At 73.7% G+C, this 26,467-nt stretch carries 29 protein-coding genes and 1 pseudogene; 22 read left to right on the top strand and 8 right to left on the bottom strand.

Annotated elements, in window-relative coordinates; genetic code table 11:
* Window positions 1-84: 84 nt before the first annotated feature.
* A complete protein-coding gene (locus CLV40_RS15455; RefSeq protein WP_104479600.1) occupies window positions 85-1,281 on the top strand; it encodes an acetyl-CoA C-acetyltransferase in 1,197 nt (398 codons plus the stop codon).
* 609 nt (window positions 1,282-1,890) lie between these two features.
* Here the strand turns inward: CLV40_RS15455 and CLV40_RS15460 are convergent.
* Window positions 1,891-2,229: an MmcQ/YjbR family DNA-binding protein gene (locus CLV40_RS15460; protein WP_104479601.1), complete on the bottom strand. Its 339-nt coding sequence runs from the start codon at window positions 2,227-2,229 to the stop codon at window positions 1,891-1,893.
* A gap of 150 nt (window positions 2,230-2,379) precedes the next feature.
* On the opposite strand from CLV40_RS15460, the gene rimO reads away from it, so the two are divergent.
* The 10 genes from rimO to CLV40_RS15510 all read left to right on the top strand — a co-directional run bounded on the left by rimO (window position 2,380) and on the right by CLV40_RS15510 (window position 11,164).
* Window positions 2,380-3,807: a 30S ribosomal protein S12 methylthiotransferase RimO gene (gene rimO / locus CLV40_RS15465; RefSeq protein ID WP_104479602.1), complete on the top strand. Its 1,428-nt coding sequence runs from the start codon at window positions 2,380-2,382 to the stop codon at window positions 3,805-3,807.
* Between the two features lie 56 nt (window positions 3,808-3,863).
* Entirely contained in the window at window positions 3,864-4,520 is a 657-nt protein-coding gene (gene pgsA / locus CLV40_RS15470; RefSeq protein ID WP_104479757.1) for a CDP-diacylglycerol--glycerol-3-phosphate 3-phosphatidyltransferase, read from the top strand.
* Entirely contained in the window at window positions 4,517-5,029 is a 513-nt protein-coding gene (locus CLV40_RS15475) for a CinA family protein (RefSeq protein WP_104479603.1), read from the top strand. Before pgsA ends, CLV40_RS15475 begins: the two co-directional genes overlap by 4 nt.
* A gap of 235 nt (window positions 5,030-5,264) precedes the next feature.
* Window positions 5,265-5,747, top strand: a complete 483-nt coding sequence (locus CLV40_RS15480; RefSeq protein ID WP_104479604.1) for a helix-turn-helix domain-containing protein — start codon at window positions 5,265-5,267, stop codon at window positions 5,745-5,747.
* 301 nt (window positions 5,748-6,048) lie between these two features.
* Window positions 6,049-6,894, top strand: a complete 846-nt coding sequence (locus tag CLV40_RS15485; RefSeq protein ID WP_104479605.1) for a PspA/IM30 family protein — start codon at window positions 6,049-6,051, stop codon at window positions 6,892-6,894.
* Between the two features lie 10 nt (window positions 6,895-6,904).
* Entirely contained in the window at window positions 6,905-7,693 is a 789-nt protein-coding gene (gene pspM / locus CLV40_RS15490; protein WP_245931311.1) for a phage shock envelope stress response protein PspM, read from the top strand.
* 6 nt (window positions 7,694-7,699) lie between these two features.
* A complete protein-coding gene (gene pspM / locus CLV40_RS15495) occupies window positions 7,700-8,524 on the top strand; it encodes a phage shock envelope stress response protein PspM (protein WP_104479606.1) in 825 nt (274 codons plus the stop codon).
* A gap of 5 nt (window positions 8,525-8,529) precedes the next feature.
* Window positions 8,530-9,270, top strand: a complete 741-nt coding sequence (gene pspM, locus CLV40_RS15500) for a phage shock envelope stress response protein PspM (protein ID WP_104479607.1) — start codon at window positions 8,530-8,532, stop codon at window positions 9,268-9,270.
* Between the two features lie 234 nt (window positions 9,271-9,504).
* Window positions 9,505-9,717: a hypothetical protein gene (locus tag CLV40_RS15505; protein WP_104479608.1), complete on the top strand. Its 213-nt coding sequence runs from the start codon at window positions 9,505-9,507 to the stop codon at window positions 9,715-9,717.
* A 121-nt stretch (window positions 9,718-9,838) separates the two neighbouring features.
* Window positions 9,839-11,164 (top strand): uracil-xanthine permease family protein, encoded by a 1,326-nt coding sequence (locus CLV40_RS15510; RefSeq protein ID WP_181043521.1) that lies wholly within the window; start codon window positions 9,839-9,841, stop codon window positions 11,162-11,164.
* Here CLV40_RS15510 and CLV40_RS15515 read toward each other — a convergent pair.
* Window positions 11,139-12,176, bottom strand: a complete 1,038-nt coding sequence (locus CLV40_RS15515) for a quinone-dependent dihydroorotate dehydrogenase (RefSeq protein ID WP_181043522.1) — start codon at window positions 12,174-12,176, stop codon at window positions 11,139-11,141. The two genes, CLV40_RS15510 and CLV40_RS15515, sit on opposite strands and share 26 nt — an antisense overlap.
* 44 nt (window positions 12,177-12,220) lie before the next feature.
* Here CLV40_RS15515 and CLV40_RS15520 point away from each other — a divergent pair, with 44 nt between their 5' ends.
* Window positions 12,221-12,997 carry a hypothetical protein gene (locus CLV40_RS15520; RefSeq protein ID WP_146108043.1) on the top strand — a complete coding sequence of 259 codons (777 nt, stop codon included), beginning with the start codon at window positions 12,221-12,223 and terminating at the stop codon, window positions 12,995-12,997.
* A 259-nt stretch (window positions 12,998-13,256) separates the two neighbouring features.
* On the opposite strand, the pseudogene CLV40_RS41000 reads toward CLV40_RS15520, so the two are convergent.
* The 4 genes and pseudogenes from CLV40_RS41000 to CLV40_RS15535 form a co-directional block, all read right to left on the bottom strand.
* Window positions 13,257-13,379: pseudogene (locus CLV40_RS41000) on the bottom strand (carbamoyl phosphate synthase preATP-grasp domain-containing protein); the annotation flags it as partial.
* Window positions 13,380-14,434: 1,055 nt separating this feature from the next.
* Window positions 14,435-14,629 (bottom strand): hypothetical protein, encoded by a 195-nt coding sequence (locus CLV40_RS38015; RefSeq protein ID WP_181043523.1) that lies wholly within the window; start codon window positions 14,627-14,629, stop codon window positions 14,435-14,437.
* A gap of 92 nt (window positions 14,630-14,721) precedes the next feature.
* Window positions 14,722-15,519 carry a DNA-formamidopyrimidine glycosylase family protein gene (locus tag CLV40_RS15530; RefSeq protein WP_104479612.1) on the bottom strand — a complete coding sequence of 266 codons (798 nt, stop codon included), beginning with the start codon at window positions 15,517-15,519 and terminating at the stop codon, window positions 14,722-14,724.
* Between the two features lie 6 nt (window positions 15,520-15,525).
* Complete coding sequence (locus tag CLV40_RS15535; protein ID WP_104479613.1) at window positions 15,526-16,365, bottom strand: ParA family protein; 840 nt, start codon at window positions 16,363-16,365, stop codon at window positions 15,526-15,528.
* Window positions 16,366-16,474: 109 nt separating this feature from the next.
* On the opposite strand from CLV40_RS15535, the gene CLV40_RS15540 reads away from it, so the two are divergent.
* The 4 genes from CLV40_RS15540 to CLV40_RS15555 all read left to right on the top strand — a co-directional run bounded on the left by CLV40_RS15540 (window position 16,475) and on the right by CLV40_RS15555 (window position 19,950).
* Window positions 16,475-17,194 carry a class I SAM-dependent methyltransferase gene (locus CLV40_RS15540; protein WP_104479614.1) on the top strand — a complete coding sequence of 240 codons (720 nt, stop codon included), beginning with the start codon at window positions 16,475-16,477 and terminating at the stop codon, window positions 17,192-17,194.
* Between the two features lie 33 nt (window positions 17,195-17,227).
* Window positions 17,228-18,517 carry a DNA polymerase IV gene (locus CLV40_RS15545; protein ID WP_104479615.1) on the top strand — a complete coding sequence of 430 codons (1,290 nt, stop codon included), beginning with the start codon at window positions 17,228-17,230 and terminating at the stop codon, window positions 18,515-18,517.
* 228 nt (window positions 18,518-18,745) lie between these two features.
* A complete protein-coding gene (locus CLV40_RS15550) occupies window positions 18,746-19,183 on the top strand; it encodes an ATP-binding protein (RefSeq protein WP_104479616.1) in 438 nt (145 codons plus the stop codon).
* A complete protein-coding gene (locus tag CLV40_RS15555; RefSeq protein ID WP_104479617.1) occupies window positions 19,180-19,950 on the top strand; it encodes a SigB/SigF/SigG family RNA polymerase sigma factor in 771 nt (256 codons plus the stop codon). The genes CLV40_RS15550 and CLV40_RS15555 overlap by 4 nt, the downstream gene beginning before the upstream one ends.
* A 175-nt stretch (window positions 19,951-20,125) precedes the next feature.
* Here the strand turns inward: CLV40_RS15555 and CLV40_RS15560 are convergent, their stop codons facing one another.
* Window positions 20,126-20,422: a WhiB family transcriptional regulator gene (locus tag CLV40_RS15560; protein WP_104479618.1), complete on the bottom strand. Its 297-nt coding sequence runs from the start codon at window positions 20,420-20,422 to the stop codon at window positions 20,126-20,128.
* 236 nt (window positions 20,423-20,658) lie between these two features.
* Between CLV40_RS15560 and CLV40_RS15565 the strand changes: the two genes are divergently transcribed.
* From CLV40_RS15565 to CLV40_RS15590, 6 genes are all read left to right on the top strand, one after another.
* Window positions 20,659-20,973, top strand: a complete 315-nt coding sequence (locus CLV40_RS15565) for an STAS domain-containing protein (protein ID WP_219823986.1) — start codon at window positions 20,659-20,661, stop codon at window positions 20,971-20,973.
* 313 nt (window positions 20,974-21,286) lie between these two features.
* Window positions 21,287-21,781: an ATP-binding protein gene (locus CLV40_RS15570; RefSeq protein WP_245931312.1), complete on the top strand. Its 495-nt coding sequence runs from the start codon at window positions 21,287-21,289 to the stop codon at window positions 21,779-21,781.
* A gap of 68 nt (window positions 21,782-21,849) precedes the next feature.
* Complete coding sequence (locus CLV40_RS15575) at window positions 21,850-23,214, top strand: PP2C family protein-serine/threonine phosphatase (protein ID WP_104479621.1); 1,365 nt, start codon at window positions 21,850-21,852, stop codon at window positions 23,212-23,214.
* A gap of 6 nt (window positions 23,215-23,220) precedes the next feature.
* Complete coding sequence (locus CLV40_RS15580) at window positions 23,221-24,279, top strand: cobalamin B12-binding domain-containing protein (protein WP_219823987.1); 1,059 nt, start codon at window positions 23,221-23,223, stop codon at window positions 24,277-24,279.
* Complete coding sequence (locus tag CLV40_RS15585) at window positions 24,276-24,605, top strand: STAS domain-containing protein (RefSeq protein WP_181043524.1); 330 nt, start codon at window positions 24,276-24,278, stop codon at window positions 24,603-24,605. The genes CLV40_RS15580 and CLV40_RS15585 overlap by 4 nt, the downstream gene beginning before the upstream one ends.
* Before the next feature lie 49 nt (window positions 24,606-24,654).
* Window positions 24,655-25,116, top strand: coding sequence for a MarR family winged helix-turn-helix transcriptional regulator (locus CLV40_RS15590; protein WP_104479622.1), 462 nt, complete (start codon window positions 24,655-24,657; stop codon window positions 25,114-25,116).
* A 312-nt stretch (window positions 25,117-25,428) separates the two neighbouring features.
* Here the strand turns inward: CLV40_RS15590 and CLV40_RS15595 are convergent, their stop codons facing one another.
* A complete protein-coding gene (locus CLV40_RS15595) occupies window positions 25,429-26,442 on the bottom strand; it encodes a PHP domain-containing protein (RefSeq protein ID WP_104479623.1) in 1,014 nt (337 codons plus the stop codon).
* Window positions 26,443-26,467 lie beyond the last annotated feature (25 nt).

The following is a 26,467-nucleotide window of genomic DNA, read 5'->3' on the forward strand; positions in this document are numbered from 1 at the left end:
CCGGCGAAGATAGTCGCGCGTCGGGCGCGGGCGGTGACGGGGCAGAATCGGCGGGAAGCGAACCAGCGTCCCCGCGGAGGAGCCATGCGCGAAGCGGTCATCTGCGAGCCGATCCGCACCCCGGTCGGCCGCTTCGGCGGTGTGTTCACCGACGTCCCGGTCACGGAGCTGGCCGCGACGGTGATCCGTGAACTGCTGCGCCGCACCGGAGCGGGCGAACTCGTCGAGGACGTGGTCTTCGGCCAGTGCCACCCCAACGGCGAGGCCCCCGCACTGGGCCGGGTCGCCGCCCTGGACGCCGGGCTCCTGGTGGCCGTGCCCGGGACGCAGGTCGACCGGCGCTGCGGGTCCGGCCTGCAGGCGGTGCTCGACGCGGCCATGCGGGTGCAGACCGGCGCGCAAGACGTGGTCATCGCGGGCGGCGCGGAGAACATGAGCCAGGTCGAGTTCTACTCGTCGGCCATGCGGTGGGGCGTCAAGGGAACCGGGGTGGAGCTGCGCGACCGGCTGGCGCGGGCCCGGGTGACGGCGGGCGGGGTGAACTTCCCCGTGCCGGGCGGGATGGTGGAGACGGCGGAGAACCTGCGCCGCGAGTACGGGATCGGGCGCGGTGCGCAGGACGAGCTGGCGGCGCGGTCCCACCAGCGGGCGGTGGCGGCAATCGAGGCGGGGCGGTTCGCGGACGAGATCGTGCCGGTGTCGGTGCCGAAGCTCGGGGTCGTCGACCGCGACGAACACCCCCGTCCGGATTCGACGCCGGAGACCCTGGCGAAGCTCAGGCCGATCATGGGGCGGCAGGACGCGGACGCGACTGTGACGGCCGGGAACGCCAGCGGCCAGAACGATGGCGCCGCGGCGTGTTTGGTGACCACCCCGGAGAAGGCTGCCGAACTCGGCTTGCGCCCGTTCGCCCGGGTCGTGAGCTGGGCCGTGGCGGGAGTGGGTCCCTCGACGATGGGGATCGGGCCGGTTCCGGCTGTCGCGCGCGCCCTGGAGCGGGCCGGGTTGACGTTGGCGGACATCGACCTGATCGAGGTGAACGAGGCTTTCGCGGCGCAGGTGCTGGCGGTGACGCGGGAGTGGGGGTTCGGCGAGGGCGACTGGGACCGGACGAACGTGAACGGGTCGGGGATCTCGCTGGGGCACCCGCTGGGGGCGACCGGTGGGCGCATCCTGGCCACGTTGCTGCGCGAGATGAGCCGCCGCGACGCCCGGTACGGCCTGGAGACGATGTGCATCGGCGGCGGACAGGGCCTGGCGGCTGTCTTCGAACGCCTCTGACCGCTTGTCAGCCCTCTTCCTCCGGCCGTCCTCTGCCTCGCCGTGCTGAACTTTGCGGAAGCGTCGCGGACCTGCGGCGGGCCGGCCGGGTTCGGTGCTGGGGCTGTTCGGGCCCGGTTGACGGATTCGGTGGGCGCGGCTTCGGCTGGAGCGAGTTCAACGGACAGGCCGATCGCCGGATCCAGGTCAGTGGACGCGCGGACAGCTGCCACCACGGACGGCGGCGTCGACTTCCGCACGCCCACTGATCGGCCCGGTGGCCCGACCGCCCCTGGAGAGACGTCGAGCCGCGACGCGCGAGCCGCACACCGGCGCAACGCGAGCCTGCCCACGATCATCAACGCCGTCGTCGAGTGTCCCTGACTGCCTCAAGTCCAGCTTGCCGCTCCGGAAACGATCCGCTCTCCCCGAAAGCGCCCACTCCCGCCCGTCGTCCACGAACACCCCTGACCACTTCTCAAGATCCCCCCGCCGCCCCGAAACGAGTCCCGCCGCCCCGAAAACGAGTCCCCTCCCGCCCGGGGGCAGGCCCTGCCCCCGGGCGGGAGGGGACTTTTTTTGGGGGGCGGCGGGGGCGATCTTGAAAAGTGGGTGGGGGAGCGGGGCGGGTTAGGTGGCGTCGAACTCGGCGACGAGTTTGCTGGGGGCGCGGACTCGCCAAGCCTCTAGGAGGAGGTCGGTGAGGGTCGTGTTGTCCAGGGTCGAGAGGCGGACCAGAACGGAGGGGTAGCCGTCGTAGTGGGGGGTGGTGAAGTAGCGGTCCGGGTCCGCTGCGATGAGGGCCTGCTTCTCCGACTCGTCCGCGCACCACACGACCAGGGTGTCTTTGTCTTTGATTCTGGCGAAGAGCTTGTCCTTGACCCGGAAGCCGGGGGTTCCGTACGACGGCTTCTCCGTTGTCGCCGGTAGTTCCAGGGCCGCTCTGCGGACGTCGTCCTCGCTGGCCATGTCGATCTTCCCTTCACCGCGGTGGCACCTGCGCCGATCATGCCCGGCGGACCCGTCGCGGAACCGTCCGGTCCGCTCGGGTCCAGCACCTCGACACCAGGCGGTTACCCTTTGACCGTGTCCTCTCCCACCACATCACGTCGCGTCGCCATGCTCACGCTCGGTTGTGCCCGCAACGAGGTCGACTCCGAGGAGATCGCGGGGCGGTTGTCCGGCGGCGGGTGGGAGCTGGTGGACCTCGACGAGGCCGCCCCCGACGTGATCGTGGTCAACACCTGCGGGTTCGTCGAGTCGGCCAAGAAGGACTCGGTGGACACGCTGCTCGCCGCGGCCGACACCGGGGCCAAGGTGGTGGCCGTGGGCTGCATGGCCGAGCGCTACGGCGCCGAGTTGGCCGACAGCCTGCCCGAGGCCAGCGCCGTGCTCGGGTTCGACCACTACCCGGACCTGGCCGAGCGCCTCGGCGACGTGGTCGCGGGGCACGCGGTGCCCTCGCACGTGCCCGTCGACCGGCGCACCCTGCTGCCCATCTCCCCGGTCGAGCGGCCCGCCGCGCAGACCGAGGTGAGCGTTCCCGGGCACGCGTGGGGGCCGACGGTCCTGCGCAAGCGGCTCGACGACGGTCCGGTGGCCTCGCTCAAGATCGCTTCCGGGTGTGACCGGCGGTGCTCGTTCTGCGCGATCCCGAGCTTCCGGGGGTCGTTCGTGTCGCGGCACCCCGACGAGATCGTCGCCGAGGGCGCGTGGCTGGCCCGGGAGGGCGCCCGCGAGCTGGTGCTGGTCAGCGAGAACTCCACCTCGTACGGCAAGGACCTCGGCCGCGAGCACGCGGGCCAGGGGGCGCTGGAGGCGGTGATCACCCGGCTGGCCGCGATACCCGGCATCGACCGGGTCCGGGTGTCCTACCTGCAGCCCGCCGAGACCCGGCCGAACCTGGTGCGCGCCATCGCCACCACCCCCGGGGTCGCCGACTACTTCGACATGTCCTTCCAGCACGCCAGCGAGACCGTGCTGCGCCGGATGCGCCGCTTCGGCAACACCGAGAGCTTCCTCGGCCTGGTCGAGCAGATCCGCGCGCACTCCCCGGAGGCGGGCATCCGCAGCAACGTCATCGTCGGGTTCCCCGGTGAGACCGAGGACGACGTGGCGGAGCTGGTCAAGTTCCTCACCGCCGCCCGGCTCGACGCGGTCGGCGTGTTCGGCTACTCCGACGAGGACGGCACCGAGGCCGAGAAGCTCGACGGCAAGCACGACGTGGACACCGTCGCCGCCCGCGTCGCCCGGATCTCCGCGCTCGCCGAGGAGCTGACCGCGCAGCGCGCCGAGGACCGGATCGGCACCGAGGTCGTCGTGCTCGTCGAGCGCGCGGAGGACGAGGACGAGGACTGCGTCGGCCGCGCCGCCCACCAGGCCCCCGAGGTCGACGGCGAGTGCGTGGTCATCGACGGTCCCGAAGGCCTGGAGAGCGCTTCCTTCGCGGTCGGCGACCTGGTGCGTGCCCGCGTCGTCGACACCGAGGGCGTCGACCTGATCGTGGAACCCATCGAGATCGTCCAGCGCGAACCGGTGTCGCCGTGAGTTCGGCGGCCACCGGGGGGCCGGGGGAGACCGTCGGCGACGACCGCGCCGACGTCATGGGACCGGTGGACGCCGAGCTGCTCGACGGGCCGCCAGCCGCGCCGGAACCGGTGGCCCAAGCGGTCCCGGACCTGCCCGAGCCGACCCGGGTGCCGCTGCTCAACGTGGCCAACCTGCTCACCCTGTCCCGGCTGCTGCTGGTGCCGGTGTTCCTCCTCGCGCTCTTCGCCGAGGACGGCGCCCACACCGGGTGGCGGCTGGTGGCGTTCGCGGTGTTCGCCATCGCCTCGATCACCGACCACATCGACGGCAGGCTCGCCCGCAAGCACGGCCTGATCACCGACTTCGGCAAGATCGTCGACCCGATCGCGGACAAGGCGCTGACCGGGGCCGCGCTCGTCGGGCTCAGCGCCCTCGGCGAGCTGCCCTGGTGGATCACCCTGGTCATCGCCGCCCGCGAGGTCGGCGTGACCCTGCTGCGGTTCTGGGTCATCCGGCACGGCGTGATCCCGGCCAGCCGCGGCGGCAAGGTCAAGACCCTCACCCAGATCTTCGCCATCGGCGCCTACCTGCTGCCGCTGCCGTCCTGGCTGGAACCGGTCGCGTACGTGTCGATGGGGGCCGCCGTGGTGCTGACGGTTGTGACCGGCGTGGACTACGTCGTCCGCGCGGTCAAGCTCCGCGCGCGCGGGCTGCGCGCGGTCGGCCAGTGACCCAGGTCGCGTTGCTGCCCGGGGTGCCGGTCGCGGCGCTCGTGGCCGCGCTGCGCGACCGGGGCGAGACGATCGCCGCCGCCGAATCGCTGACCGCCGGGCTGTTCACCGCCGTGCTGACCGGCGTGCCCGGCTCCAGCGCCGTCGTGCGCGGTGGGCTCGTCGTCTACGCCACCGACCTCAAGGCGTCACTGGCCGGTGTGGACGCCGGGCTCCTGGCGGCTCGCGGCGCGGTCGACCCCGAAGTGGCCGCCCAACTCGCGGCGGGCGCGCGGTCGCGCTGCGGCGCGGACATCGGCGTCGGGCTGACCGGGGTGGCCGGACCGGACCCGCAGGACGGCGTGCCACCCGGCACCGCGCACGTCGCGCTCGACGGACCGCGGGGACCACGGGCCGTGACGATCACCACGGTCGGGGACCGCGAGCACGTGCGCGCCGCCGCGGTCCTGGCCGGGCTGCGGCTGGTGGCCGCCGACCTCGGCGACGACCTGGGTACCCTTTTCGTGTGAGCCCAGCGTCACCCTCGGTACACCCCGCACCGCCCCGCCCGCACCCACGTCCGCCCCGGTCCGGGGAACACGCGGCCCCTCCGGATCGTTCGCTCTTGGCGGACTACCCGGGAAGTCGCTGCGCTCTGTCAGTTCCGGTCGGTAACGTTGTCTCCATGACGGCAACGCGCCGACCCGCCCCCGCGGGATCGGGTGCGGCGCGCGGACCGGGCCCGTCGAGGAAGGGAGGTGCGCGATGACCGTGCTGTTGCGCGAGGCGATCGGTGATCGGCTCCGACACGCCCGCACCAACCAGCGGCGCACGCTGCGCGAGGTCTCCCGCTCCGCACGGGTGAGCCTGGGCTACCTGTCCGAGGTCGAGCGCGGGCGCAAGGAGGCCTCCAGCGAGCTGCTGGCCGCCATCTGCGACGCGCTGGCGCTGCCGCTGTCCGAGCTGATGTACAACGTCGCGTCCGACATCGGCGCGGCCTCGGACCTCGGCTCCCTGGCCACCGTCCGCGACGGCGTGCCCGAGCGCGAGCGCGAACCCGTCGAGGCGCTGGAGTCCACCCGCGACACCGGCCCCCGGGCCGCCGCGGAGGGCGGTCGCCTGGTGCCCGCGGTGATCGGCGAGAACCTGGCCGACCTGCGCATCCAACCGGCCCTGTCGCACCGCATCGAGACCTCGATCGGCGCCACCATGAACCCGGCTCGCGCCGGCGCCGTCTACGCCGCGTAGAGGCGGTTGAACAGCCAAGACACCCCGCCACCGCCCGGCCCGTGATGATCACGGCGCCGGGCGGTGGCGCGTCGACCACCCGGGGTAGGCGTACCGGGGTCCGGGGATACCCCGAAGGCCGGTCCGGTTCCTCAGGGCCGCCTAGGGGCTGATCCCTGATTTCTGGCGGGTCCGGTGGAACGGCCGGGTCGCACCTGACACGATGGAACCCACAGCGGTGCCGGTGCGTTGCCGTTTCGTCGGTGCGAGCGGCGGTGGGTCCAGAGAAACCGGCAGAGGGAAGAAGGCAGGGCGGGAGACGATGGCCAACGCATTCGTCAAGTTCTGGAAGTACATGATGGCGTCGTTCTCGTCGAAGATCGATGAGCACGCCGACCCGAAGGTACAGATCCAGCAGGCCATCGAGGAGGCCCAGCGTCAGCACCAGGCCCTCTCACAGCAGGCCGCCTCGGTCATCGGCAACCAGCGGCAGCTGGAGATGAAGCTCAACCGGCAGCTCGGCGACGTGGAGAAGCTGCAGTCCTCCGCCCGGCAGGCCCTGGTGCTCGCCGACGAGGCCCGGGCCAAGGGCGACGAGCAGAAGGCGGTCCAGTTCGAGAACGCCGCCACCGGCTTCGCCACCCAGTTGGTGACCGCCGAGCAGGGCATCGAGGACCTCAAGACGCTGCACGACCAGGCGCTACAGGCCGCGGCCCAGGCCAAGCAGGCCGTCGAGCGCAACGCCATGCTGCTGCAGAACAAGCTGGCCGAGCGCACCAAGCTGCTCAGCCAGCTGGAGCAGGCCAAGATGCAGGAGCAGGTGTCGCGCTCGCTCAACCAGATGAGCGAACTCGCCGCGCCCGGCAACACGCCGTCGCTCGACGAGATCCGCGACAAGATCGAGAAGCGGTACACCACCGCCCTCGGCTCCGCGGAGCTGGCGCAGAACTCGGTGCAGGGCCGGATGCTGGAGGTCCAGGCCTCCACGACCGAGCTGGCCGGGCGCTCGCGGCTCGACCAGATCCGCGCCTCCATGGGCGGCGGCGCGGTCGCGGGCCAGGTGACCAGCGGGAACTCGGCGGCCGGGTCCGCGACGGCGAACATCCAGGCCGAGATCCAGCAGCGGGTGGCCCAGGAGCAGAAGGCCAACCCGCAGGCTGGTTCCTGAGCGGGCGCCCATGCGGCCGCGGCGCCACGAACTGTTCAAGGTGGGCAACGAGCTGGTCTCCCAGGCCATGAAGGACTGGCGGGGCCAGTACGCCGAGGTGGTGCGCACCGCGTTCTCCGGGTGGCGCGACCCCCGGGCCAAGGCGTTGCGGCGCAGGCGCGCGGCCGTGCGCCAGACGAAGATGTGGGCCGTGACCGGTGTCGGCACGGGAGCGGGGGCGGTCGTGGTGGAAACCGCGTCCGCCGCGCCCGGCCTGGCCGGTCCGGCCCTGATCGGGGCGGCGGCGCTGTCCGGGCTGGCCGCCGTCACCTCGGGTTTCCGGGCGTGGCGGCTGCACAAGGAGCCGCTGCCCGAGCCGCCGCCACCGCCGGTCGTGCTGCCCGCCCGCGGGTCCGCGGCCCGCGAGCCGATGACGCGGCTCGGCGAGGCCGAGGACTCGCTGCGGGAGCTGCTCGACCAGCTGTCCCGTGGCGCGCTCGTGCCGCCGGACTCGGTGGTCGAGGCCCGGGCCACCGGCGCCGAGGCCGCCGCCGCGCTGCGCGGGGTCGCGGCCCAGTTGCAGGCCGTCGAGCGGGCCCGCGACCACGCGCCGCCGGTAGAACGCGGCCACCTCACCGACGCCGTCCGCGCCCTGCGCGAGCAGCTCGACCACGGCCTGGAGGGCTACGGTGGCCTGCTCGCCGCCGCGGCCCGCGCGCTGGCGGCCAGCTCGGCCGCCACCCCGCGCCAAGACCTGACCGACGCCACCGACCGGTTGGCCGCGCTGGCGTCCGCGCTGCGCGACCTCTCGCGCGGGTAGCGCGCGTTGGCCGACCCACCCGACCTCGTCGCCGCCGTGCGCAGGCACCGCCTGCGCGGTGCGGCCATGCTGGCGTGGTTATGGCTCGAAGGGCTGATGGCCCTCTCCTTCACCCTCGGCCTCCTCGCCAGCCTGATCGAGCCCGAAGTCGGCGCGGCGGTCGTCTGCGCGGTCGTCGCGACCATCACCGGCTCGGCGATGATCCGCACGGCCCGCAGGCGGGCCCGGCACCTGCGGGAGGACCCGCGTCCGCTGCTGGTCCAGGCCCGGCTGAGTACCCTGGCCGCCCGCTACGGCACCCCGCCCGCGCCGCCCTACAACGCCCTGCCGCCCTTCGTGCCCCCGCCCTACGGCCCGCCGCCGTACGGGTCGCCGCTCTACGGTCCGCACCCCTTCACGGTGCCCGCCCAGGCGCCGCCGCCGGTGCCCGCCGAGCCGGCGGGGCCACCCGAGTCGTCGCTGGCCCACCAGCCGCTGCGGGAGCTGGCGGACTCCGAGTCCGCGCTGGCCGAGCTGCTGGACCTGCTGGTCGCCGACGGGATCGACGTCGCCGAGGTGCGGTCGACGGCCAAGTCCGCCGCCGCGTCCGTCCGGGCGCTCGCGGACCGGCTGGTCGTGCTCGAGCGGGCGCAGTCCGCGGCCGACGGCCTGTCGACCAGCGTCCGCACCCTGCACGAGAAGATCACCGGTCAGATCGCGGCCTACCGGCAGCTGCTGGTCACGGTGGGCGACGCGGTCACCGCGTCGGCCGTGGGCGGGCCGGACCTCTCCGACGAGACCGACCGGATGGCCGCGCTGGCGTCCGCGCTGCGTGACCTGTCCAAGGGGTAGGCGCGGTGACCGAGCCGACCGCACGGGTCCCCGAGGAGCCCGCGTACACCGCGGCGGACCTCGCCCGCGACACCCGCAGGAACAACTGGTACCACTTGCGGCAGCTCGTGCTCGTCGTCCTCGAGGGCCTGGTCACGCTGTTCCCCCTGGTCGGGGTCTACGAGTCGCTCGAGAACGGTGACGACGGTGAGGCCGTCTTCTATGCGCTGTTCCTGCTGGTGATGTCGGTCGCGACGCTCAACCGGGCCCTGCAGCTGCGTCGGCACGTCCGCTCGACCGCCAACGCGGACCTGGCGCGCGCGGTGTACGACGCGATGATCACCGCCCCCGAGCGGAACACCGAGCCGGGGCCGACTTCGTGGGCCTACCAGCCGCTGCTCGACCTGGCCGAGGTCGAGCACGCGTTGGCCGAGCTGCTCGACCTGCTGGAGGCCGATGGGCTCGGTGTCCGGGAGGCGCGCAAGAGCGCGGCGGACGCGGCGGCGATCATCCGGACGCTGGGCGAGCGCCTGCTGTCCGTCGAGCGGGCCCGCGAGGTGGCCCGGTCCGCGCAGGCGCACGGCCTCACCGAGCACATCCGCACCCTGCACGGGCGGATGGAGGCCCGGCTGACCGCGTACCGGGGGCTGCTGGTGGCGGCCGGGGCGGCGGTCGCGGCGCTCGCCGAGGGCGGGCCGGACCTGACCGAGGCCGCCGACCACCTGACCGGGGTGGCCGAGGCGCTGCGCCAGTTCCCCGGCCGGTAGGCCGGTTCGTTCGAACTGGATCGAAAGACCGTCCGAGGATTCCTTGGCCGTCCACAATGGTCGGTGTCGTCGCCGCGGTCCTGGGGGTCCGCGGCGGCGGGTGGGTTCACCCGTTCGGCACAGCGAGCCGGCGAACCGGTCGACGGGCGGTGATCGTTGTCACCCGGTCAGGCGCATCATGCGGCGGCGCCGAATCCGTGTCACCACTGGTACCCGCGAGAGGAGGGTTCGACGATGGACGCCACCGGACTGCGCACCAGCGTCACCACGCAGGTCGCCAGGATGGTCGACTACGAGACCGAGTTCTGGGTCATCGCCGACGGCATGGGCCTGGACCGGGCCCGCGCGGGCTGCCTGCTCGACACCGCGGTCTCCTGGATCGGCTCCGGTCGCGGCGCCACGTGCGACCCGTACGCACTCGCGCTGTCCTGGATCCACCGCGGCTGACCGCGTGGAGTTGGCATCGCTGACGTTCCGTCACGAATTCCCAGTGGGCTCGACAGCCGCTAGGTCATTTGTGTGAACATCACGGTGTCGTATCGACTTGCCGACTACGTGCTGTGGCACCATGCACGGCAGCGAGTCGGCGGGGCGGGCGGCGGAGGCAGCGTTGGCGTTGTGGTCGGTGCACGGCGACGGCCGCCGTGTCCCTGACGGCGCGGTCGTCGCCCCGGGCGAGCGGCTGAGCTGGCCGCTGACCATCGGGTTCGGCGCGCAGCACGTCGCCGCCATGTTCAGCGCCACCGTGCTGGTGCCGACGCTGACCAAGTTCCCCGTGACCACCACCCTGCTGTTCTCCGGGGTGGGCACACTGCTCTTCCTGGTGATCACCCGCAACCGGGTGCCCAGCTACCTCGGCTCGTCGTTCGCGTTCATCGCCCCGCTCACCGCCGCCGCCCAGGACGGCATGGCCGCGCAGCTCGGCGGCGTGCTGGTCGCCGGGCTGCTGCTGGTCGGCGTGGGGGTCGCGGTCAAGGCGCTGGGCGTGCGGCTGCTGGAGTCGGTCATGCCGCCGGTGGTCACCGGGGCGGTGATCGTGCTGGTCGGGCTGAACCTGGCGCCCGCGGCCACCCGGTCGTTCGCCGCGCAGCCGTGGATCGCGCTGCTGACCCTCGCGGTGATCGTCGCCTGCGCGGTGGTCGCGCGCGGGTTGCTGTCGCGGCTGTCGATCCTGGCGGGCATCGTCGTCGGCTGGGTCGTGGCCGCGGTGAGCGGTGCGCTCGGCCAGGACCGGCTCGACGCGCTGTCCTCGGCGGCCTGGCTGGGGTTGCCGGAGTTCCACGCGCCGCAGGTGCGGCCGTCGGTGATCCTGCTGGTCATCCCGGTCGTGCTGGTGCTGGTCGCGGAGAACGTCGGCCACGTGAAGGCGGTCGCCGCGGTCACCGGCCGCGACCTCGACGGCAGCGTCGGCGACTCGCTCATCGCCGACGGCCTGGCCACCGTGCTGGCCGGGGCGGGCGGCGGCTCCGGCACCACGACGTACGCGGAGAACATCGGTGTGATGGCCGCGACCCGCGTCTACTCGACCGCCGCGTACGGGGTGGCGGGGCTGACCGCCATCGCGCTGTCCCTGAGCCCCAAGTTCGGCGCGCTGGTCAACACCATCCCCGACGGCGTCCTCGGCGGCGCCACGATCCTGCTCTACGGCATGATCGCGCTGGTCGGCGTGCGGATCTGGTTCACCGACCGGGTGGACTTCGCCGACCCCGTCAACCTGGCCGTGGTCGCGGTGGCGGTGGTCGCCGGGGTCGGCGACCTGAAGATCGCCATCGGGGGCGTGACGGTCGGGGGTATCGCCTGGGGCGCGGTCGCGGTGGTCACGGCGTACCCGCTGCTGCGCTGGCTCCGCACCCGCCGCGACGGCCGGACTACCGGGCCGCGACCGCGCGGTTGATCCGCCGGACCAGCTGCGGGCCCTCGAAGACGAAACCGGTGTACAACTGGACCAGGTCGGCGCCCGCGTCCAGCAGCCGCAGGGCGCCGTCGACGTCGAAGACCCCGCCCACGCCGATGACCGGGAGCGCGCCGCCGGTCTCCTTGGCGACGAAGGCCACGACGTCGCGCGCGCGCAGGCCGAGGGGCCTGCCGCTGAGGCCGCCCGCCTCGGCGCCGACCGGGCGCTCGGCGGCGGTGAGGCCGTTGCGGGCCAGGGTGGTGTTGGTCGCGATGACGCCCGCGACGCCGTGGTCGGCGCAGACCTGCAGGACCTCGGCGATGGCCTGGTCGGTCAGGTCGGGGGCGATCTTGACCAGCAGCGGCTTCGGCGTGCTCGACAGCTCCTGGGACTCCCGGCGCAGCTCGCCGACCAGGGCGTCGAGGGCGGCGCGGTCCTGGAGGCCGCGCAGGCCCGGGGTGTTGGGGGAGCTGACGTTGATGGCGAAGTAGTCGCCGAAGGGGTGCAGGGCGCGCAGCGAGTGGCGGTAGTCCTCGACGGCCTCGTCCACCGGGGTGACCTTGGACTTGCCGATGCTGATGCCCAGCGGCACGCCGACCGGGCCGACCTCCGCCAACCGGGCGGCCAGCGCGTCGGCACCGGCGTTGTTGAAGCCCATCCGGTTGATGATCGCCTCGCTCTCGGGCAGCCGGTAGAGGCGCGGCTTCGGGTTGCCCGGCTGCGCGTGCCGGGTGACGGTGCCGACCTCGACGTGCCCGAACCCCATCGCGGGCCACGCCTTGAGCGCCCGCCCGTCCTTGTCCATGCCCGCCGCGAGCCCGACCGGCCCGGGGAAGGTCACGCCGAAGACCGTGTGCTGGGTCTTCCCGCCGAACGCGCGGCGCAGGGCGGTGACCGCCGGGGGGACCTTCGACAGCCGGACCAGGGCGGCCATGGTGCGCTCGTGCGCGACCTCGGGGTCGCCTTGGCCGAGGGAGAACAGGGTGCGGCGGAGGAGCTGCTTGTAGACCACGGACCCCATCGTGTCACCCGGTCACCTGGACCATGATGGACGGTGTGACGGAGGACGACCTGTACACCCTGCCGAGGGATGAGTTCGTCCCCGCCCGCCGCGACCTGGCCCGCGCCGCCCGCGCGGCGGGTGACCGGGAGGCCGCCGCCCGGATCGAGAAGCTGCCCAAGCCCACGACCGCGGCCTGGCTGCTGAACCGCCTGGTGCGCGCCCACCCGGACGAGGTCGAGGAACTGCTGGCCGTGGGCGACGGCCTGCGCACCGCCCACGAGGACGGCGCGGGCAGCCGCCTGCGGGAACTTGTGCAGGAACGCACGCGGTTGGTGGATCGGCTGGTCACCCTGGCGGGCGAGGCGTTGAGCGAGGCGATCACCAGGGAACTGGCGGAGATGCTGTCCGCCGCGGTCGCCGACCCGTCATCCGGGGAACGGCTGCGCGCGGCCCGCCTGGCCGCGGCGCGCGACCTGGTGGTGGCGGAGCCGTGGCCGGGCCTGACCATCGCGCCGCGCAGCGACCCGGCACCTCGCCGCGAGTCGCCGTCGGCCCGCCGGAAAGCGGCGCTGACGCAGGCCAAGGCAGCGGTGAAGGACGCGGAGGCGCAGCGGGCGGAGGCCGACCGGGCGGTGGGGGACGCGGAGACGGCCGTGGCCGAGGCGGAGTCCCGGGTCCGCGAACTCAACGCGGCGCTGGACGCCGCCGAACACGCGGAACTGGACGCCCGCCGCACCCTCCAGACGGCCCGCCGAGACGCCAAGGCGGCGGAGCGCGCGGCGGGCTTGGCCTGGCGGAAGCTGCAACAGGTGGAGAGCGCGGAGGACTGACGGGCGGCGGGGTCGACTGGGCGGAAGGCGCGTCAGGCGGAGAACGGGGTGGGCCGTCGCGTCGCGCGGGGCGCCTGGTTCGCCTGTGGGGCTGGTGGGCGTCGTGGAGGTCACCGATCGGCCACGGCCTCGCGTGGGGTGGTGGCTGTTGGCTGCGGGGCGCTCGGGCGCGGTGCCGGGACGGGTGATCCGCGTGAATTGTCGGTCGGTGGCGGTGCGGGAACCGGGCTGTCCGGTTGGCGGCTGCGGGCGCCGGGGCCTCGGCCGGGTGGATGGCCTCCGGCGGGGTGCCCACGATCGGCACGCCGACCTCGGCCAACCGCCGGGCCAGACCGAGCGGGGTCTGGCCGCCGAGCTGCGCGATGACGCCCGCGACGGTGCCGGGAATCGTTGTAGGCGTGATCGGCTCAGGTGAGAGTCGCGGTGGGTGGGGAGCGCCTGCGGCTGGGGCGACTGCCTCGCGTGGGGTGTGGTGCCTGGTTGGGCTGTGGCGTGCTCAGGGGTGATGCGCGGATCCGCGCTGTGAATCGCTGGGCGGCGGCGGTGTGCCGAGGAGGGGTGCGGAGCCACGATGCCGGCAGCGGCCTCGGGGATCCGTGGTCGCCGGGGTCGGCTCAGGGGAAGTCGCGATGGGGGAGTGCGCCTGCGGCTGATCGGTAGCGGCTGATCGGTTGTGGTGACCGGTTGGGCCGCGGGTGCTCGGGCGTGACGCCGGCGATCCGCGAGTTGCCGAGTGCCGGTGGTGTGCCGAGGAGCGCGGTGGAAATCGGGAGCCGGAGATCGGTGGTCGCGGGGTCGGCTCCGGTGGACGTGGTGGCCGGTGGGGAGCGCCCGCGGCAGGCGGCCACTGCCTCGCGTGGGGTGTGGTGGCCGGGGCCGGGTATAGGACAGCCCCCGGGCGCGCTCCCGTCCGACAAGGCGGCGGACGGGTCCGGGGCGGACTGGGTCCCGGATGCCCGAGGGCTGGGTGACTGCCTGGTATTCGCCGACCACGCGCCCGCGCCCTACGGCACCGGGTTGGCCCGGTGTCAGCCGTGTGCGTCAGGCCGGCTGCCATCGTTTGACGGATGGGGTGGTCCTAGCGGACAGCCACCTCACGAGTCCTATGGGAATACACCGTTGGACCACCTCCTCTCTCGTGTACCACCGAACCTAGGCGCTGCGCCGGGAGGCGACAAACGGATTTCTCCCGTCACCCGGTCGGACGATGCTAGGGTGACCAACCACATACACAGCGTGTGTGAATATCACTCACTAAGGTGTGCCTAGGGTGCGAGCGTTAGCGGATCGGCCTGGACGGATCGCGGCGGGTGTTGTGCTCGGTGTGGCCGCGGCGGTGTTGTTCACCGAGGGGATCGGGGTGGCGTCCGGCGGACTCCCGGCGCCCAAGCCCGCGGCGGAGGTGGTGCCGGTGCCCATCCCGGCCTCCGGGTCCGCTCAGGCTATCCCCACGGACGTCGCCCCACCGCCACCGGTGGGGGAGAGCTCGACGGCGCAGACGTCGACCAGTGCTCCCGAGGGGAGTTCGTCGGCCCCGCCGACGAGTACCACCACCACCACTACTACGACCGCAGCCCCGACCATCACCACCACGACCACCCACAGTCCCACTACGACTGTCGCGCCCACCACGACTACAACTCCACCAACTACCACTACGACCCGAACCACGCGCACGACAACGCGCGAACCGTGCGGGCTTCTCTTCTGCTGACCCAAGGGGTCTAAGGGGTCGGCCCCGGTTGGCAGTGCGGGCAGTAGTACGCCACCCGCTCCCGTGGCGCCTCGCCCTGCGTCGTCGTGACGACGTGTCCGCCGCAGACCAGGCACGGCGACGTCCGCCGCCCGTACACCCACAGCTGCCGATCCCGCCGCGCGTCCCCGGTGGTGATCCGGTCGACGCTCATCTTGTTGCGGTCCAACAGCTCCCGGCTCAGCGACACCGCGCGTGGGCAGTCCACATCGGACACCGGCGTCCACGGCGACGCGCCGAGCAGGAAGCAGATCTCCGCCTTGAACACGTTGCCCACCCCGGCCATCACCCGCTGGTCCAGCAGCGCGTCGCCGATCTCGCGCGCCGGGTCCGCGGTCAGCCGCGCCAGCGCCGAGGCGGCGTGCTCGGCGCCCCACGACGGGTCCAGCAGGTCCGGGCCCAGGTGCGCGACGAGCCGGTCCTCCTCCGTCGTCGGGACCAGGCTCATCTCGACCAGCAGGAAGCCGACCGCCTGGTGGTCCGCCGTGGTCAGCACGGCCCTGGCCTGGTGGACGGCCCGGCGCCACCGCGCCCGCGGTGCCGTGATCTGCCACAGCCCGTCCATGCCGAGGTGGTGGTGGAAGCTCAGGTTCCGGTCGAAGCGCAGGAACAGGTGCTTGCCGACCGTGCGCGCACCGGTGACCTCCCGCCGCGCGAGATCCACAGTGGACAGACGGGGGTGGCGGAGTTCGCCGCGGGCCAGCACCTGTCCGGCCAGTGCCTCGGTCAGCCGCGCGGCCGTCCGGTAGACCGTGTCACCCTCGGGCATCGCGGCTCACTCGCCCGACGCCTCGTCCTCCGGCCACGCTATGGCCTGGTGCCTGCCGCGCCCGCCGGTGCGCAGCACCCGGGCCAGCAGCAGGTTGAACGCCAGCGCCACCTCGCGCGCGCCCGGCGTGTGCCAGTGGTGGATCGGCGTGCACGCGCCCTGCGCCTGCTGCACCGCGAGCCGGTCCGGCAGCGCCACCGGCATCACCAGGTGGCCGAAGCTCTCGCGCAGCTCGGCGATCCGGAACTGGTGCTCGTAGGAGTGCGTGCGGACCCGGTTGACCACCACGCCCAGCGGCACCAGGTTCGGGTTCTGCTCCTCGCGGGTCTGCTCGACCGCCTCGAACGCCCGCTGCGCCCCCGACACCGCGTACAGCGTCGGCTCGGTCACCAGCAGCGCGCCCTGCGCGGCCACCAGCGCCGACCGGGTCAACCGGCCCAGCGACGGCGGGCAGTCCAGCAGCACCAGCTGGTACGGCAGCTCCCCGTCGGCCAGCAGCGACCCCAGCTCGGCCAGCGCCCGGCCCAGCTTCTCCAGCCTGCGCAGCCCCGGGTCCGGGTCGTTGAGCGACTCCAGCTCCTCGGAGCCGACCATCACGTCCACCTCGTTGCCCCACGCCGACGGCGCGATCGCCGCCCGGAGCACGGCGGGGCGGGGGGTCTCCAGCACGTCGGCGAGCGTGGCCTCGGTCTCGGCGGGGTCCAGGGTGGTGGTGGCGTTGCACTGCGGGTCGAGGTCGACCACCAGCGTCCGGGCGCCGCGCCGCAGCGCCGCGGAGGCCAGCCCGAGCACCACCGTGGTCTTCCCGACGCCGCCCTTGAGGCTGAGCACTGCCACCGTCTGCACACCCCAGACCTTAGTTGCTGCCACGAACCCGACCCAGCGTCCGGACTTCGCGGGACCCGCGGTGGGCCGGGTTCGGGAACGCCCGCTCCCAGTCTCTACAGTTCGTCCCATGCGACCGGATGCTGTTCGCCGTGTGCTCGACACCGAGCTGATCGCCGCGCGCGAGCGGCGGGGCGGGGCGGCGCCGCGCGTCCTCGACGTCGGGGGCGGCAGCGGCGTGCTCGCCGTGCCGCTGGCCGTGTGGGGCTGCGCGGTGACCGTGGTCGAGCCGAGCCCCAACGCGCTGGCCACGCTGCACCGGCGGGCGTCGGAGGCCGGGGTGTCCGACCGGATCACCGCCGTGCAGGGCGACAGCGACGCCCTCGGGGAACTCGTCGAGCCCGGGTCGGCCGACGTGGTGCTGGCGCACGGGCTGCTGGAGGTCGTCGACGACCCGGCGGCCACCGTCGCCGCGCTGGCCGGGTCCCTGGTCGCGGGCGGGGCGCTGTCGGTGCTGGTGGCCAACCGGTACGCGGCCGTGCTCCAGCGCGCGGTGTCCGGGAAGCTGACCGAGGCCCGCGAACTGCTCACCCACGAGACCGGCGCGTTCGGCGCGACCGGCCTGGTCCGCCGGTTCGACACCGAGGGGCTGCGCGCGCTGCTGGCGGGCGCGGGGCTGGCGGTGGAGCTGGTGCAGGGCCAGTCGGTGGTGGCGGACCTGGTGCCGGGGTCGGTGCTGGAGGCCAACCCGGGTGCCGCGGAGGCGCTGGCCGAGCTGGAGGTCGTGGCGGCCGTCACGCCGCCGCTGCGCGACATCGCGACCCGCCTGCACGGCGTCGCCCGGCGCTGATCCCCTGTCGGGGGTCTGTGGTTCGCTGGGGCCATGGGGCGTAGCGGGGACCTGCCGCGGGGGTTGGTCGAGCGGTTCCGGGCGGTGGGTGGCCCCGGCCGCGACGACACGTGGCCGGACGACACGGGGTGCCCGATGCTGCACGTCGACATGGACGCCTTCTACGCGTCGGTGGAGATCCGCGAGCGCCCCGAACTGGTCGACCGGCCGGTGGTGGTCGGCGGGATCGGCCCGCGTGGGGTGGTGTCGTCGGCGAACTACCTGGCCCGCGGTTTCGGCGTGCGCTCGGCGATGCCGACCAGCCAGGCCCGCAGGCTGTGTCCGCAGGCGGTCTACCTGCCGCCGACCTTCGCGCTGTACCAGCAGGTGTCCGCCGGGGTGCTGGCGATCTTCCGCGACGTCACCCCGCTGGTCGAGCCGCTCAGCCTGGACGAGGCGTTCCTCGACGTCGCCGGCGCCCTGCGGCGGCTGCGGATGACGCCCGCCGAGGTGGGTGCCGAGATCCGCCGACGGGTGCGCGCCGAGCACGGCATCACCTGCTCGGTCGGTGTCGGCCCGACGAAGTTCATCGCCAAGCTCGCCTCCGGCCTCGGCAAACCCGACGGCATGCTGGTCGTCCCGCGCGCCGACCTCACCGACTTCCTGCACCCCCTCCCGGTCTCCGCGCTGTGGGGCGTCGGCAAGAAGACCGCGCAACGCCTCGTCGACATCGGCCTCGAACGCGTCGCCGACGTGGCGGCGGCCCCGCTGCCCCGGCTGCGCAGGCTGCTGGGCACCGCCATGGCCGAGCACCTGCACGCCCTGGCCCGCGGCCACGACGACCGCGCGGTGGTCCCGGAGACGGCGGAGAAGTCGATCGGCGCCGAGGAGACCTTCGACGTCGACCACTTCGACCGCGACCTGATGCGCCGCGAACTGCTCCGCCTCTCGGAACGCACGGCCGCCACCCTGCGCGAACGCGGGCTGCGCGGGCGAACCGTGTCCATCAAGGTCAGGTACGCCGACTTCACCACCATCACCCGCGCCAAGACGCTCGCGGTCGCGACCGACGTCACCCAGCAGATCTACCGGACCGCGGCGCAGCTGCTGGCGGAGCAGACCCCGCCCGGCGCCATCCGGCTCATCGGGATCCGGGTGGAGCAGCTGTCCACCGACGGGGCGGAGCAGTTGGCGATCGACGCGCCCGCGCAGGGGTGGCGGGAAGCGGACCAGGCCGCGGACAAGGCCCGCACCCGCTTCGGCACGGCCGCCATCCGCCCCGCGTCCCTCCTCGGCGCCCACCCGGACCGCGCGGGCGCCACCGAACCCAAACCCGACCGCTGACCGCCCGGCGGTCTGACCTGGCGCGATGGCCGGTCGCGAAATCTCTCCGCATCACCCGTTTGAGGTGGGAGGTGGAGGGGTAACAGTCAGCAGGGTCCTGCCCCGCGAACTTCTCGCTGTGGGGCGGGGTGGCGAAGGTGCCCGCTGGGCGCGAGTCCCACCCCGCTCCACCATTTCGACAAGCGCGGTACGGTCCACCGCGAGTGCCAGGACGGCAGGAGGAGCAGCGTGTCTGAGGTGGAAACCAGCCCGGTCTCACGTGCCCACGGGGTGCGCGACGTCGACGTCCGCGTGTGGGCCGACGCCGAGCAGGTGCCGTTGCTGCGGTCCTTCGCGGCCGACATCGCGATGCGCATGGACTTCGACCTCGACGCCATCGAGGACCTGCGGATGGCCGTCGACGAGGCCTGCTCGCTGCTGGTCCGCGCCGCCGCCGGGGACAGCGCGCTGGTCTGCCGGTTCGAGCCCGCGGAGCACGGCATCCGGGTGCGCGCCGAGGTCGACGCCGAGCACGGGCAGCCACCGTCCGCCGACGCGATGGGCTGGCAGATCCTGACCGCCCTGGCCACCTCCGTCACCGAGGAGGTCGCGCCCGTCGAGGGCGGCTTCCGCATCCGCGTCGAGCTGCTGGCCGTGCCCGGCCCCGCCGGGGCTGACCCGCGGTGACCTCCCAACCGAGATCGGAGGACCGGGACAGCTCGGACGTCGAGCGGTTCCGCGAGCTGGCCGCGCTCGCCCCGGACGACCCGCGCCGCGCGCAGCTGCGCGGCGACCTGGTCTCCGACCACATGGACCTGGCGCGCAACCTCGCGCGCAAGTTCGACCGGCGCGGTGACCAGCTGGAGGACCTCGTCCAGGTCGCCACCATCGGCCTGATCAAGGCCGTGGACCGCTTCGAGGCCGAGCGCGGCAACTTCTACGCCTTCGCCATCCCCACCATCATGGGTGAGCTGCGCAGGCACTTCCGGGACACCGGCTGGGCCGTGCGGGTGCCCCGCCAGCTCAAGGAACTGCACGTCACCGTCGCCGCGGGCCGCAACGAGCTGAGCCAGAAGCTCGGCCGCGCGCCCAAGCCCAGCGAGCTGGCCGACCACTTAGGGCTGACCAAGGAGCAGGTCTACGAGGCGCTCGTGGCCAGCGCCGCCAAGCAGGGCACCTCGCTCGACGCCCGGCTCGCCGAACCCGCGGGCGACCGCTTCGGCTACGAGGACGACCGGCTCGTCGAGGTGGACAACCGCCGCGCGCTCGGTCCGCTGCTGGCCGAGCTGCCCGAGCGCGAGCAGAAGATCATCGTGCTGCGCTTCTTCCGCGGCATGTCGCAGGCCGACATCGCCCGCCGCGTGGGGGTGTCGCAGATGCAGGTGTCGCGGCTGCTGGCGAAGACGCTGGAGCGGCTGCGCGCCGCTCTCGGCGAGGACACGCTGGCGGGCTGAGTTGCGCCGCTCGACAGTGCCCGCGCGGCCACCGGTCTCGTCACCGCCAGTCCCCGCACGGGGGTGGCGGTCACGACAGCGGTGGTCCGCGCGCGGTCCGCGGCGCACGAGCCGAAGACTGCCGGGTTTACCCACCCCACGCGCCGCCGTCGGGCCCGTGGGGTGCCGCCCGCGCTCAGGAGACGCGGAGCGAGCGCCTGCGCTGCGCGATCAGGGTGCGGCGCTCGCCCTCGCCCATCGCGCCCCAGATGCCGTAGGGCTCCTGCACGGCCAGCGCGTGCTCGCGGCACTGCTGCAGCACCGGGCAGGCGCGGCAGACGGCCTTGGCGCGTTCCTCGCGGGCGTGCCGGGCGGGACCGCGCTCGGCGTCGGGGTGGAAGAACATCATACTGTCGGCGCCCCGGCAGGAGCCGTTGAGCTGCCACGACCACTCGTCGGAGACGGGCTTGGGCAGTCGCGTGATCTCGGCCATGGTCGGTCCCTCCTCGGTGCCCGCTCCGCACAGCGGGTTCGACCGGGAACTACCCCGGGGCCCGGAGCCCGAAACGGCGTACCCGGCAACCGGCCGTTCGGCCGTCTGACGAGGGGCGATCGGTACCCCGCCGCCGGGCGTCCGGCCCGGTGCGGCGGCGACTACTACTGTGACGTCGGCGTGGACGGCCGCGCGGGAGCGCGGCGCATGCGCCTGCGGTGAGGGAAGGACAGACAGTGGAGATCAACAGCTCGGGCACCGACCCGGTTGTCGTTGAGGTCACCGGCGAGGTGGACCTGGCCACCGCGCCGCAGCTTGAGCAGGCCCTCGACGACGCGCTGGCGCAGCCCGGCGGCGGGGTGCGGGTGGACCTGTCCGGAGTGGAGTTCATGGACTCCGCCGGGCTGCGGGTCTTGGTCGCCGCGCTGCGCAAGGCCGAGGAGTCCGGCCGTTCGCTGGTGCTGGACTCCCCGCACGAGCGGGTCCGCCGGATCATCGAGATCACCGGGCTCGCCGAGGTCTTCGGCCTCGCGGGCTCCGACAAGGCCTGACGGCTTCCCGGTCCGGGCCCGCGCCCGGACCGATCGGCCGCGTGCCCGCCGGTCCCCGGGACCGGCGGGCGGCGCGCCCCGGCCCCGGCCCCGGCACCGAGACCGGGCCGGGGCGGCTCGTGGTGGGTGGTGCGGTCGACGCTGTTCACCCCGCGGTTGGTTCACCCGATTCCGACCGGGGTATCCCTCCCGGCGTGAACGTCGTGCTGTCCCCTCGGCACGTGGGTCCCGCCGGGGACCGGGGGATACGGGGACAGCGCGGGCAGGGATGCTGGACCGACGCGCGGTGCGCGCGAGGGGTGGTGCGGAGAACGTGAGCGAGGCGGCGAACGACGGCCGGGTGCGCCACGAGGCCGAGAACGGCGGACGGGTGCGACAACTGGCCACCCGCCTGCCCTCTGCCAGCCGGTCCGCGGGGGAGGCCCGGGAGTTCGTGGGCGCGGCGCTGCGCTCGTGGGGTGTGGTGGAGACCTTGGTCTGCGATGTGATCCTGGCCGCGTCCGAGCTGGTGACCAACGCGATCGAACACGGCGTCGGCGAGATCCGAGTGGAGCTGTCGCTGGTCGCGCCGCGGGTCCGGCTGCGGGTCTGGGACGACACCCGCGAGGTGCCGGTGCGCAAGCCGCCGAGCCTGCTGTCCGAGCGCAGCCGCGGCCTGACCATCGTCGACGCGCTCAGCCACGCGTGGGGGCACGAGGCCGACGGCGTCGGCAAGTGGGTGTGGGCCGACTTCGCCGTCCCGGCGGGGTCGGGTGTCGGCGGTCGGATGGTGGAACCGGTTGCCCGGCACCGCGAGTCCGCGAAGTAGCCCGCCCGCGGTTGCTAGTACCGTTGATCCCCTCCGCTGTCCTCGACCGAAGAAGCGAGGAGTGACCGATGACGGGCAGCAAGCCCGCCGCGCCGGGGGCGCAGGCACCGCCGCTCGGTGAGCGAGCGGCACCCGCCGAGGCCGAGCACGGCACGCGCTCCCTGCTCAGCGACCAGCAACTGCTCGCCGGGGCCCGGGAGCGGATCGCGCTGACCGCCGAGGTCACCACCCAGCTCGCGGGCTCGCTGAACCTGCGGCGCACCATCCTGCGCCTCTTCGCGCTGGTCCGGCCGGGCATGGCGGACTGGGTCATGCTCGCCATGGCCGACGACAGCTCCAGCCGCCTGTCCCTCTTCGGCGGGAAGAACCCCACGTTCTCCACCGCCGTGCACCGCGCGGAGGCCGAGGACCTCGGGCTCACCCGAGTGCTGCGCTCCGGCCGCTCCGAGCTGCTGCACGTCGTCGACACCGGCCACGCCGACGGCCTCGACAGCATGATCCCGCACGACGGCCTGCGGTCCGAGGCCACCGCGCTGCGCCCGGCCGACGTGCTCGGCGTCGCGCTGACCGCCCGCGGCTCCACCGTCGGCGTGCTGGTCCTGGTGCGCGGCGCGGGCCGCGGGTTCACCGAGGAGGACGTGGCGCTCGCCGAGGTCGTCGCCGCTCGCGCCGCCACGGCGTTGGACTCCGCGCGGCTCTACGAGGAGCGCACCCGGGTCGCGTCCGTGCTCCAGTCGGGCCTGCGCCCGCCGGTGCTGCCGCGCCCCGACGGCCTGCGGTTGGCCGCCCGGTTCCGCGCCGCGGCCCAGCACCTCGACATCGGCGGCGACTTCTACGACGTGCACGGCTCCGGTGACGACTGGCTGGTGGTGCTCGGCGACGTCTGCGGCAAGGGCGTGGAGGCCGCGGTGCTCACCGGCCGCGCCCGGCAGAGCGTGCGCACCGCGTACCACTTCGACCGGCGCCCCGGCGGTGTGCTGGCCGCGCTCAACGCCGTCCTCTACGAGGAGGACTCGGACCGGTTCGTCACGGTCGTGTGCGCGCGGGTCCGCCCGGCCGCCGACGGCCGCTCCGCCGAGGTCACCCTCGCCGTCGCGGGCCACCCGCCGCCGCTGCTGGTGCGCGCCGACGGGTCGGTGGTGGAGACCGAGGTCGCGGGCACCGTCGCGGGCGTGCTCCCGGACGTCGCCTACACCGAGACCGCGCTGCGCCTCGAGTCCGGCGACACGCTGCTGATGTTCACCGACGGCATCTACGAGGCCCGCGGCCCCGACGGCTGCTACGGCATGGACCGGCTGCGCGCCCTGCTGCCCGCGTACGCGGGCGCGAGCCCCGCGGTGGTGTGCGAAGCCGTCGAGCGGGACGTCGTGGAGTACCTCGGCGGTCGGGCGCACGACGACATGGCCCTGTTCGCGGTGTCCTGCGAGAGGTAGGCGGTTTTGGCAGAGCAGTCGGACCAGTCGGACGCCGTGCTCGACGCGCTCGGTCGCTTCGACGGGGCGCTCGCCTCGGTGGACGTCGACGCGGCCGTCGCCGCGGTCGAGGGCCTGCTCGACGACGGTGTGGACCCGGCGACGGTGCTGGTCGACGTGATCTCGTCGGCGCAGCGCATTGTGGGGGACCGCTGGCAACGCGGGGAGTGGACCGTCGCCGAGGAGCACGCGGCCACCGCGGTCGCGGTGTCGGCCACCGAGGCCGTCGCCCGCTACGCACGCCGGGTGCCCGCGACCCGCGGCCGGGTCGTGGTGGCCTGCGCGGAACGCGAGTGGCACGCGCTGCCCGCGATGATCGTCGGCACCGCGCTGCGCGGCGCGGGCTGGGAGGTCACGCTGCTGGGCGCGTCGACCCCGCCGCTGCGGCTGAGCCAGTACCTGCAGGACCTGGGGCCCGACGCGACCGCCGTGAGCTGCTCGGTGCTGGGCGCCCTGCCGACCACGCGCCGGTTCATCGAGGCCAGCACGTCCGCCGGGATCCCGGTCGTGGTCGGCGGATCCGCGTTCGGCGTCGACGGCCGCCGCGCGACGGCGCTGGGCGCCACGGCGTGGGCGGCGAGCGCGCGGGACGCGGTCGCGGTGGTGGCGGAGCTGCCGACGGTGGTGCCGGAGGCGGCCCCCCTGCCGGGCCCGGCGGTGGGGGAGCAGGCCGCGCTGGAACTGATCCACCACCGGCTGTTCACCGGCCTGCGCGAGCGCTGGGCGCTGGCCGCGCAGGTGGTGACCACCGAGCAGCTGCCGCTCGACAGCGTGGCGGCGGTGGCGGTCGACGTGGTCAACCAGGCGCTGCACGCGGTCTGGTCGGCCCTGCTCACCGGCGACCCCACCACCCTGTCCGAGACCGCGGCCTGGACCGCGGCCCTGCTGTTCGCCCGGGGCGTGGAGCCCGGGCTGGTCGACGAGCTCGGCAGGCTGCTGGCCGCCGACCTGCGCGACTTCCCGCTGGCCAGGGACCTGGTCGACCGGCACTGGACCGACGGCGCGCTCACGGCGGGCCGCCCGTGAGGGACTTCTCGCACACCGTCAGCACCGACGGCGACCGGCTGGTGGTCAGCGCGAAGGGCGAGCTGGACACCCACACGGCCGTCGAGTTCAAGCGGGCCCTGCTCGAACTGATCGAGGACAACGCCGAGATCGTCGTCGACCTCGGCGGCCTGACGTTCATCGACTCCAGCGGCCTGAGCGTGTTCATCGCCGCCCACAAGCGCTCCCTGCCCCGCGGCGCCCGGGTGCTGCTCGACGGCGTACCCCCGTTCCTGTCCAGGATCCTGGCGATCACCGGCCTCAACGCCGTCATCCCCCTCCTCGGCGGCGCCCCCGAACCCGCGTGACGGTGGGGGATTCGCCCGGATCGACCGGCGGGTGTGCGAGAGTGGGCGCATGTCCCCCACGGCACCGGACGAGGCAACCGAGACCGAGGTCGCCGCGCGGGCCCTGGGCCTGGTCCTGACCCGGGCCAACGCGGACGTCTACCCGAAGGTGCCCGCGATGCAGCTGCGGGCGCTGCACTTCGTGGAGGCACTGGAACCGGTCAACCTGACGAGGTTGACCGAGGAGCTGGGCACCATCCCGTCCTCGGCGAGCCGCCTGTGCGACCGCCTCCAGACGGCGGGCCTGCTGGACCGCCACGCCGCGGTCACCGACCGGCGGGAAGTGGAGATCGTGCTGACGGTGCGGGGGCGGGAACTGCTGGACCGGCTGAGAGCGGCGCGAAGATCCGATCTGGCCCAGGTCCTGGCCGTCATGCCGGACCAGGCTCGTACGGCCCTCCTCTACGGCCTCCGAGAGTTCACCGCGGCCGTAGAACGCCGCACGCTGACCGACGACCAGATAACCGCCTGAACAGCACCCGCCCGGATCGGCCCCGCGGCGCGGGAGTACCGACTGGCGCGCCGATGTACCCGGTTCGGCCTGCTCCCATCCCGGAATCCCTCCGGCCCGACTGTGCTCCTGCCCCGGCCCGCCGAAGCGATCGGCGGATGCCTGCCGAAATCGGGCACGCTCGGCACCTTCGCGACATGGCTCAGGTGCCTGCCAACGAAAACGCGTGATGACGCTGGTCGCCTACTACGCCGAAGACGACGGCGACAGCGGTCTCCTGGCGACCGGCGGGGGCGGCCCGGTGGCGTTCGGTGGGTGCGGGTCGCGCCGTGATCACCTCGCGCGGGCGGCGATGCCTGCCAGGAGGGCGTCGGCTGTGCGGGTGTTGATGATCCGGTCCGCGGTGATCCCGCAGTCCTCCGCCCGTTCGCAGCCGTAGGGCAGCCAGTCCAGTTGGCCCGGCGCGTGGGCGTCGCTGTCGATGGCGAAGGCGCAGCCCAGGTCCGAGGCCAGGCTCAGGAGTCGGCGGGGTGGGTCGCGGCGTTCGGGGCGGGCGTTGATCTCCACCGCCACGCCGTACTCGGCGCAGGCGGTGAACACGGCGCGGGCGTCGAAGGTCGACTCGGGGCGGGGTTTGGCCGTTACCAGTCTGCCCGTGCAGTGGCCCAGGACGTCCACGTGCGGGTTGGCCACCGCCGTCAACATCCGCTCGGTCATCTCCGCCTCGGGCATGCGCAGCTTGGAGTGGACGCTGGCGACGACCACGTCCAGCTCCGCCAGCAGGTCCTCCTCCTGGTCCAGGCCGCCGTCGTCGAGGATGTCGACCTCGATCCCGGTCAGCACCAGGAACGGGGCCAGCGCCACGTTCAGCTCCGCCACCACCTCCAGTTGCCGCCGCAGTCGGTCGGCGGTCAGGCCGCGGGCCACCCGCAGGCGCGGGGAGTGGTCGGTCAGCACCATCCACTCGTGGCCCAGGGCCATGGCCGCGCGGGCCATCTCCTCGATGCCGCTGCCGCCGTCGCTCCAGTCCGAGTGCGTGTGGCAGTCGCCTTTCAACGCGGCCCGCAGGGCTGTGCCGCCCGCCACCGGTTCCGCGTTCTCCGCCAGCAGGTTGGTCAGGTACGTCGGCTCACCGAGCCGCACCGTCTCGGTGAGGATCGTGGCGATGCTCTGCCCGATCCCCGGTATCGCGGTCAGCGTGCCCGCCGCGACCCGCTGCTCCAGTTCCCCCGCGGGCAACTCCGCCACGACCGCCGCCGCCCGCCGGAACGCGCGGACCTTGCCCGTCGGCTGCGCGGACCGTTCCAGGTACAGGGCTATCTGCTTGAGGGCAGACACGGCGTCCATGGCCCCAGGAAACCCCATCGCCACG

It is taken from the genome of Actinokineospora auranticolor (genome assembly GCF_002934265.1).
Classification (GTDB): domain Bacteria; phylum Actinomycetota; class Actinomycetes; order Mycobacteriales; family Pseudonocardiaceae; genus Actinokineospora; species Actinokineospora auranticolor.

What these genes read in the sequence shown, in the direction of transcription:
- CLV40_RS15455 (WP_104479600.1), top strand. Translation starts at nt 85, where the DNA reads ATGCGCGAAGCGGTCATCTGCGAGCCGATCCGCACCCCGGTCGGCCGC.
- CLV40_RS15460 (WP_104479601.1), bottom strand. Translation starts at nt 2,229, where the DNA reads ATGGCCAGCGAGGACGACGTCCGCAGAGCGGCCCTGGAACTACCGGCG.
- rimO (WP_104479602.1), top strand. Translation starts at nt 2,380, where the DNA reads ATGCTCACGCTCGGTTGTGCCCGCAACGAGGTCGACTCCGAGGAGATC.
- pgsA (WP_104479757.1), top strand. Translation starts at nt 3,864, where the DNA reads ATGGGACCGGTGGACGCCGAGCTGCTCGACGGGCCGCCAGCCGCGCCG.
- CLV40_RS15480 (WP_104479604.1), top strand. Translation starts at nt 5,265, where the DNA reads ATGACCGTGCTGTTGCGCGAGGCGATCGGTGATCGGCTCCGACACGCC.
- CLV40_RS15485 (WP_104479605.1), top strand. Translation starts at nt 6,049, where the DNA reads ATGGCCAACGCATTCGTCAAGTTCTGGAAGTACATGATGGCGTCGTTC.
- pspM (WP_245931311.1), top strand. Translation starts at nt 6,905, where the DNA reads ATGCGGCCGCGGCGCCACGAACTGTTCAAGGTGGGCAACGAGCTGGTC.
- CLV40_RS15505 (WP_104479608.1), top strand. Translation starts at nt 9,505, where the DNA reads ATGGACGCCACCGGACTGCGCACCAGCGTCACCACGCAGGTCGCCAGG.
- CLV40_RS15510 (WP_181043521.1), top strand. Translation starts at nt 9,839, where the DNA reads ATGCACGGCAGCGAGTCGGCGGGGCGGGCGGCGGAGGCAGCGTTGGCG.
- CLV40_RS15530 (WP_104479612.1), bottom strand. Translation starts at nt 15,519, where the DNA reads ATGCCCGAGGGTGACACGGTCTACCGGACGGCCGCGCGGCTGACCGAG.
- CLV40_RS15540 (WP_104479614.1), top strand. Translation starts at nt 16,475, where the DNA reads ATGCGACCGGATGCTGTTCGCCGTGTGCTCGACACCGAGCTGATCGCC.
- CLV40_RS15545 (WP_104479615.1), top strand. Translation starts at nt 17,228, where the DNA reads ATGGGGCGTAGCGGGGACCTGCCGCGGGGGTTGGTCGAGCGGTTCCGG.
- CLV40_RS15560 (WP_104479618.1), bottom strand. Translation starts at nt 20,422, where the DNA reads ATGGCCGAGATCACGCGACTGCCCAAGCCCGTCTCCGACGAGTGGTCG.
- CLV40_RS15575 (WP_104479621.1), top strand. Translation starts at nt 21,850, where the DNA reads ATGACGGGCAGCAAGCCCGCCGCGCCGGGGGCGCAGGCACCGCCGCTC.
- CLV40_RS15590 (WP_104479622.1), top strand. Translation starts at nt 24,655, where the DNA reads ATGTCCCCCACGGCACCGGACGAGGCAACCGAGACCGAGGTCGCCGCG.
- CLV40_RS15595 (WP_104479623.1), bottom strand. Translation starts at nt 26,442, where the DNA reads ATGGACGCCGTGTCTGCCCTCAAGCAGATAGCCCTGTACCTGGAACGG.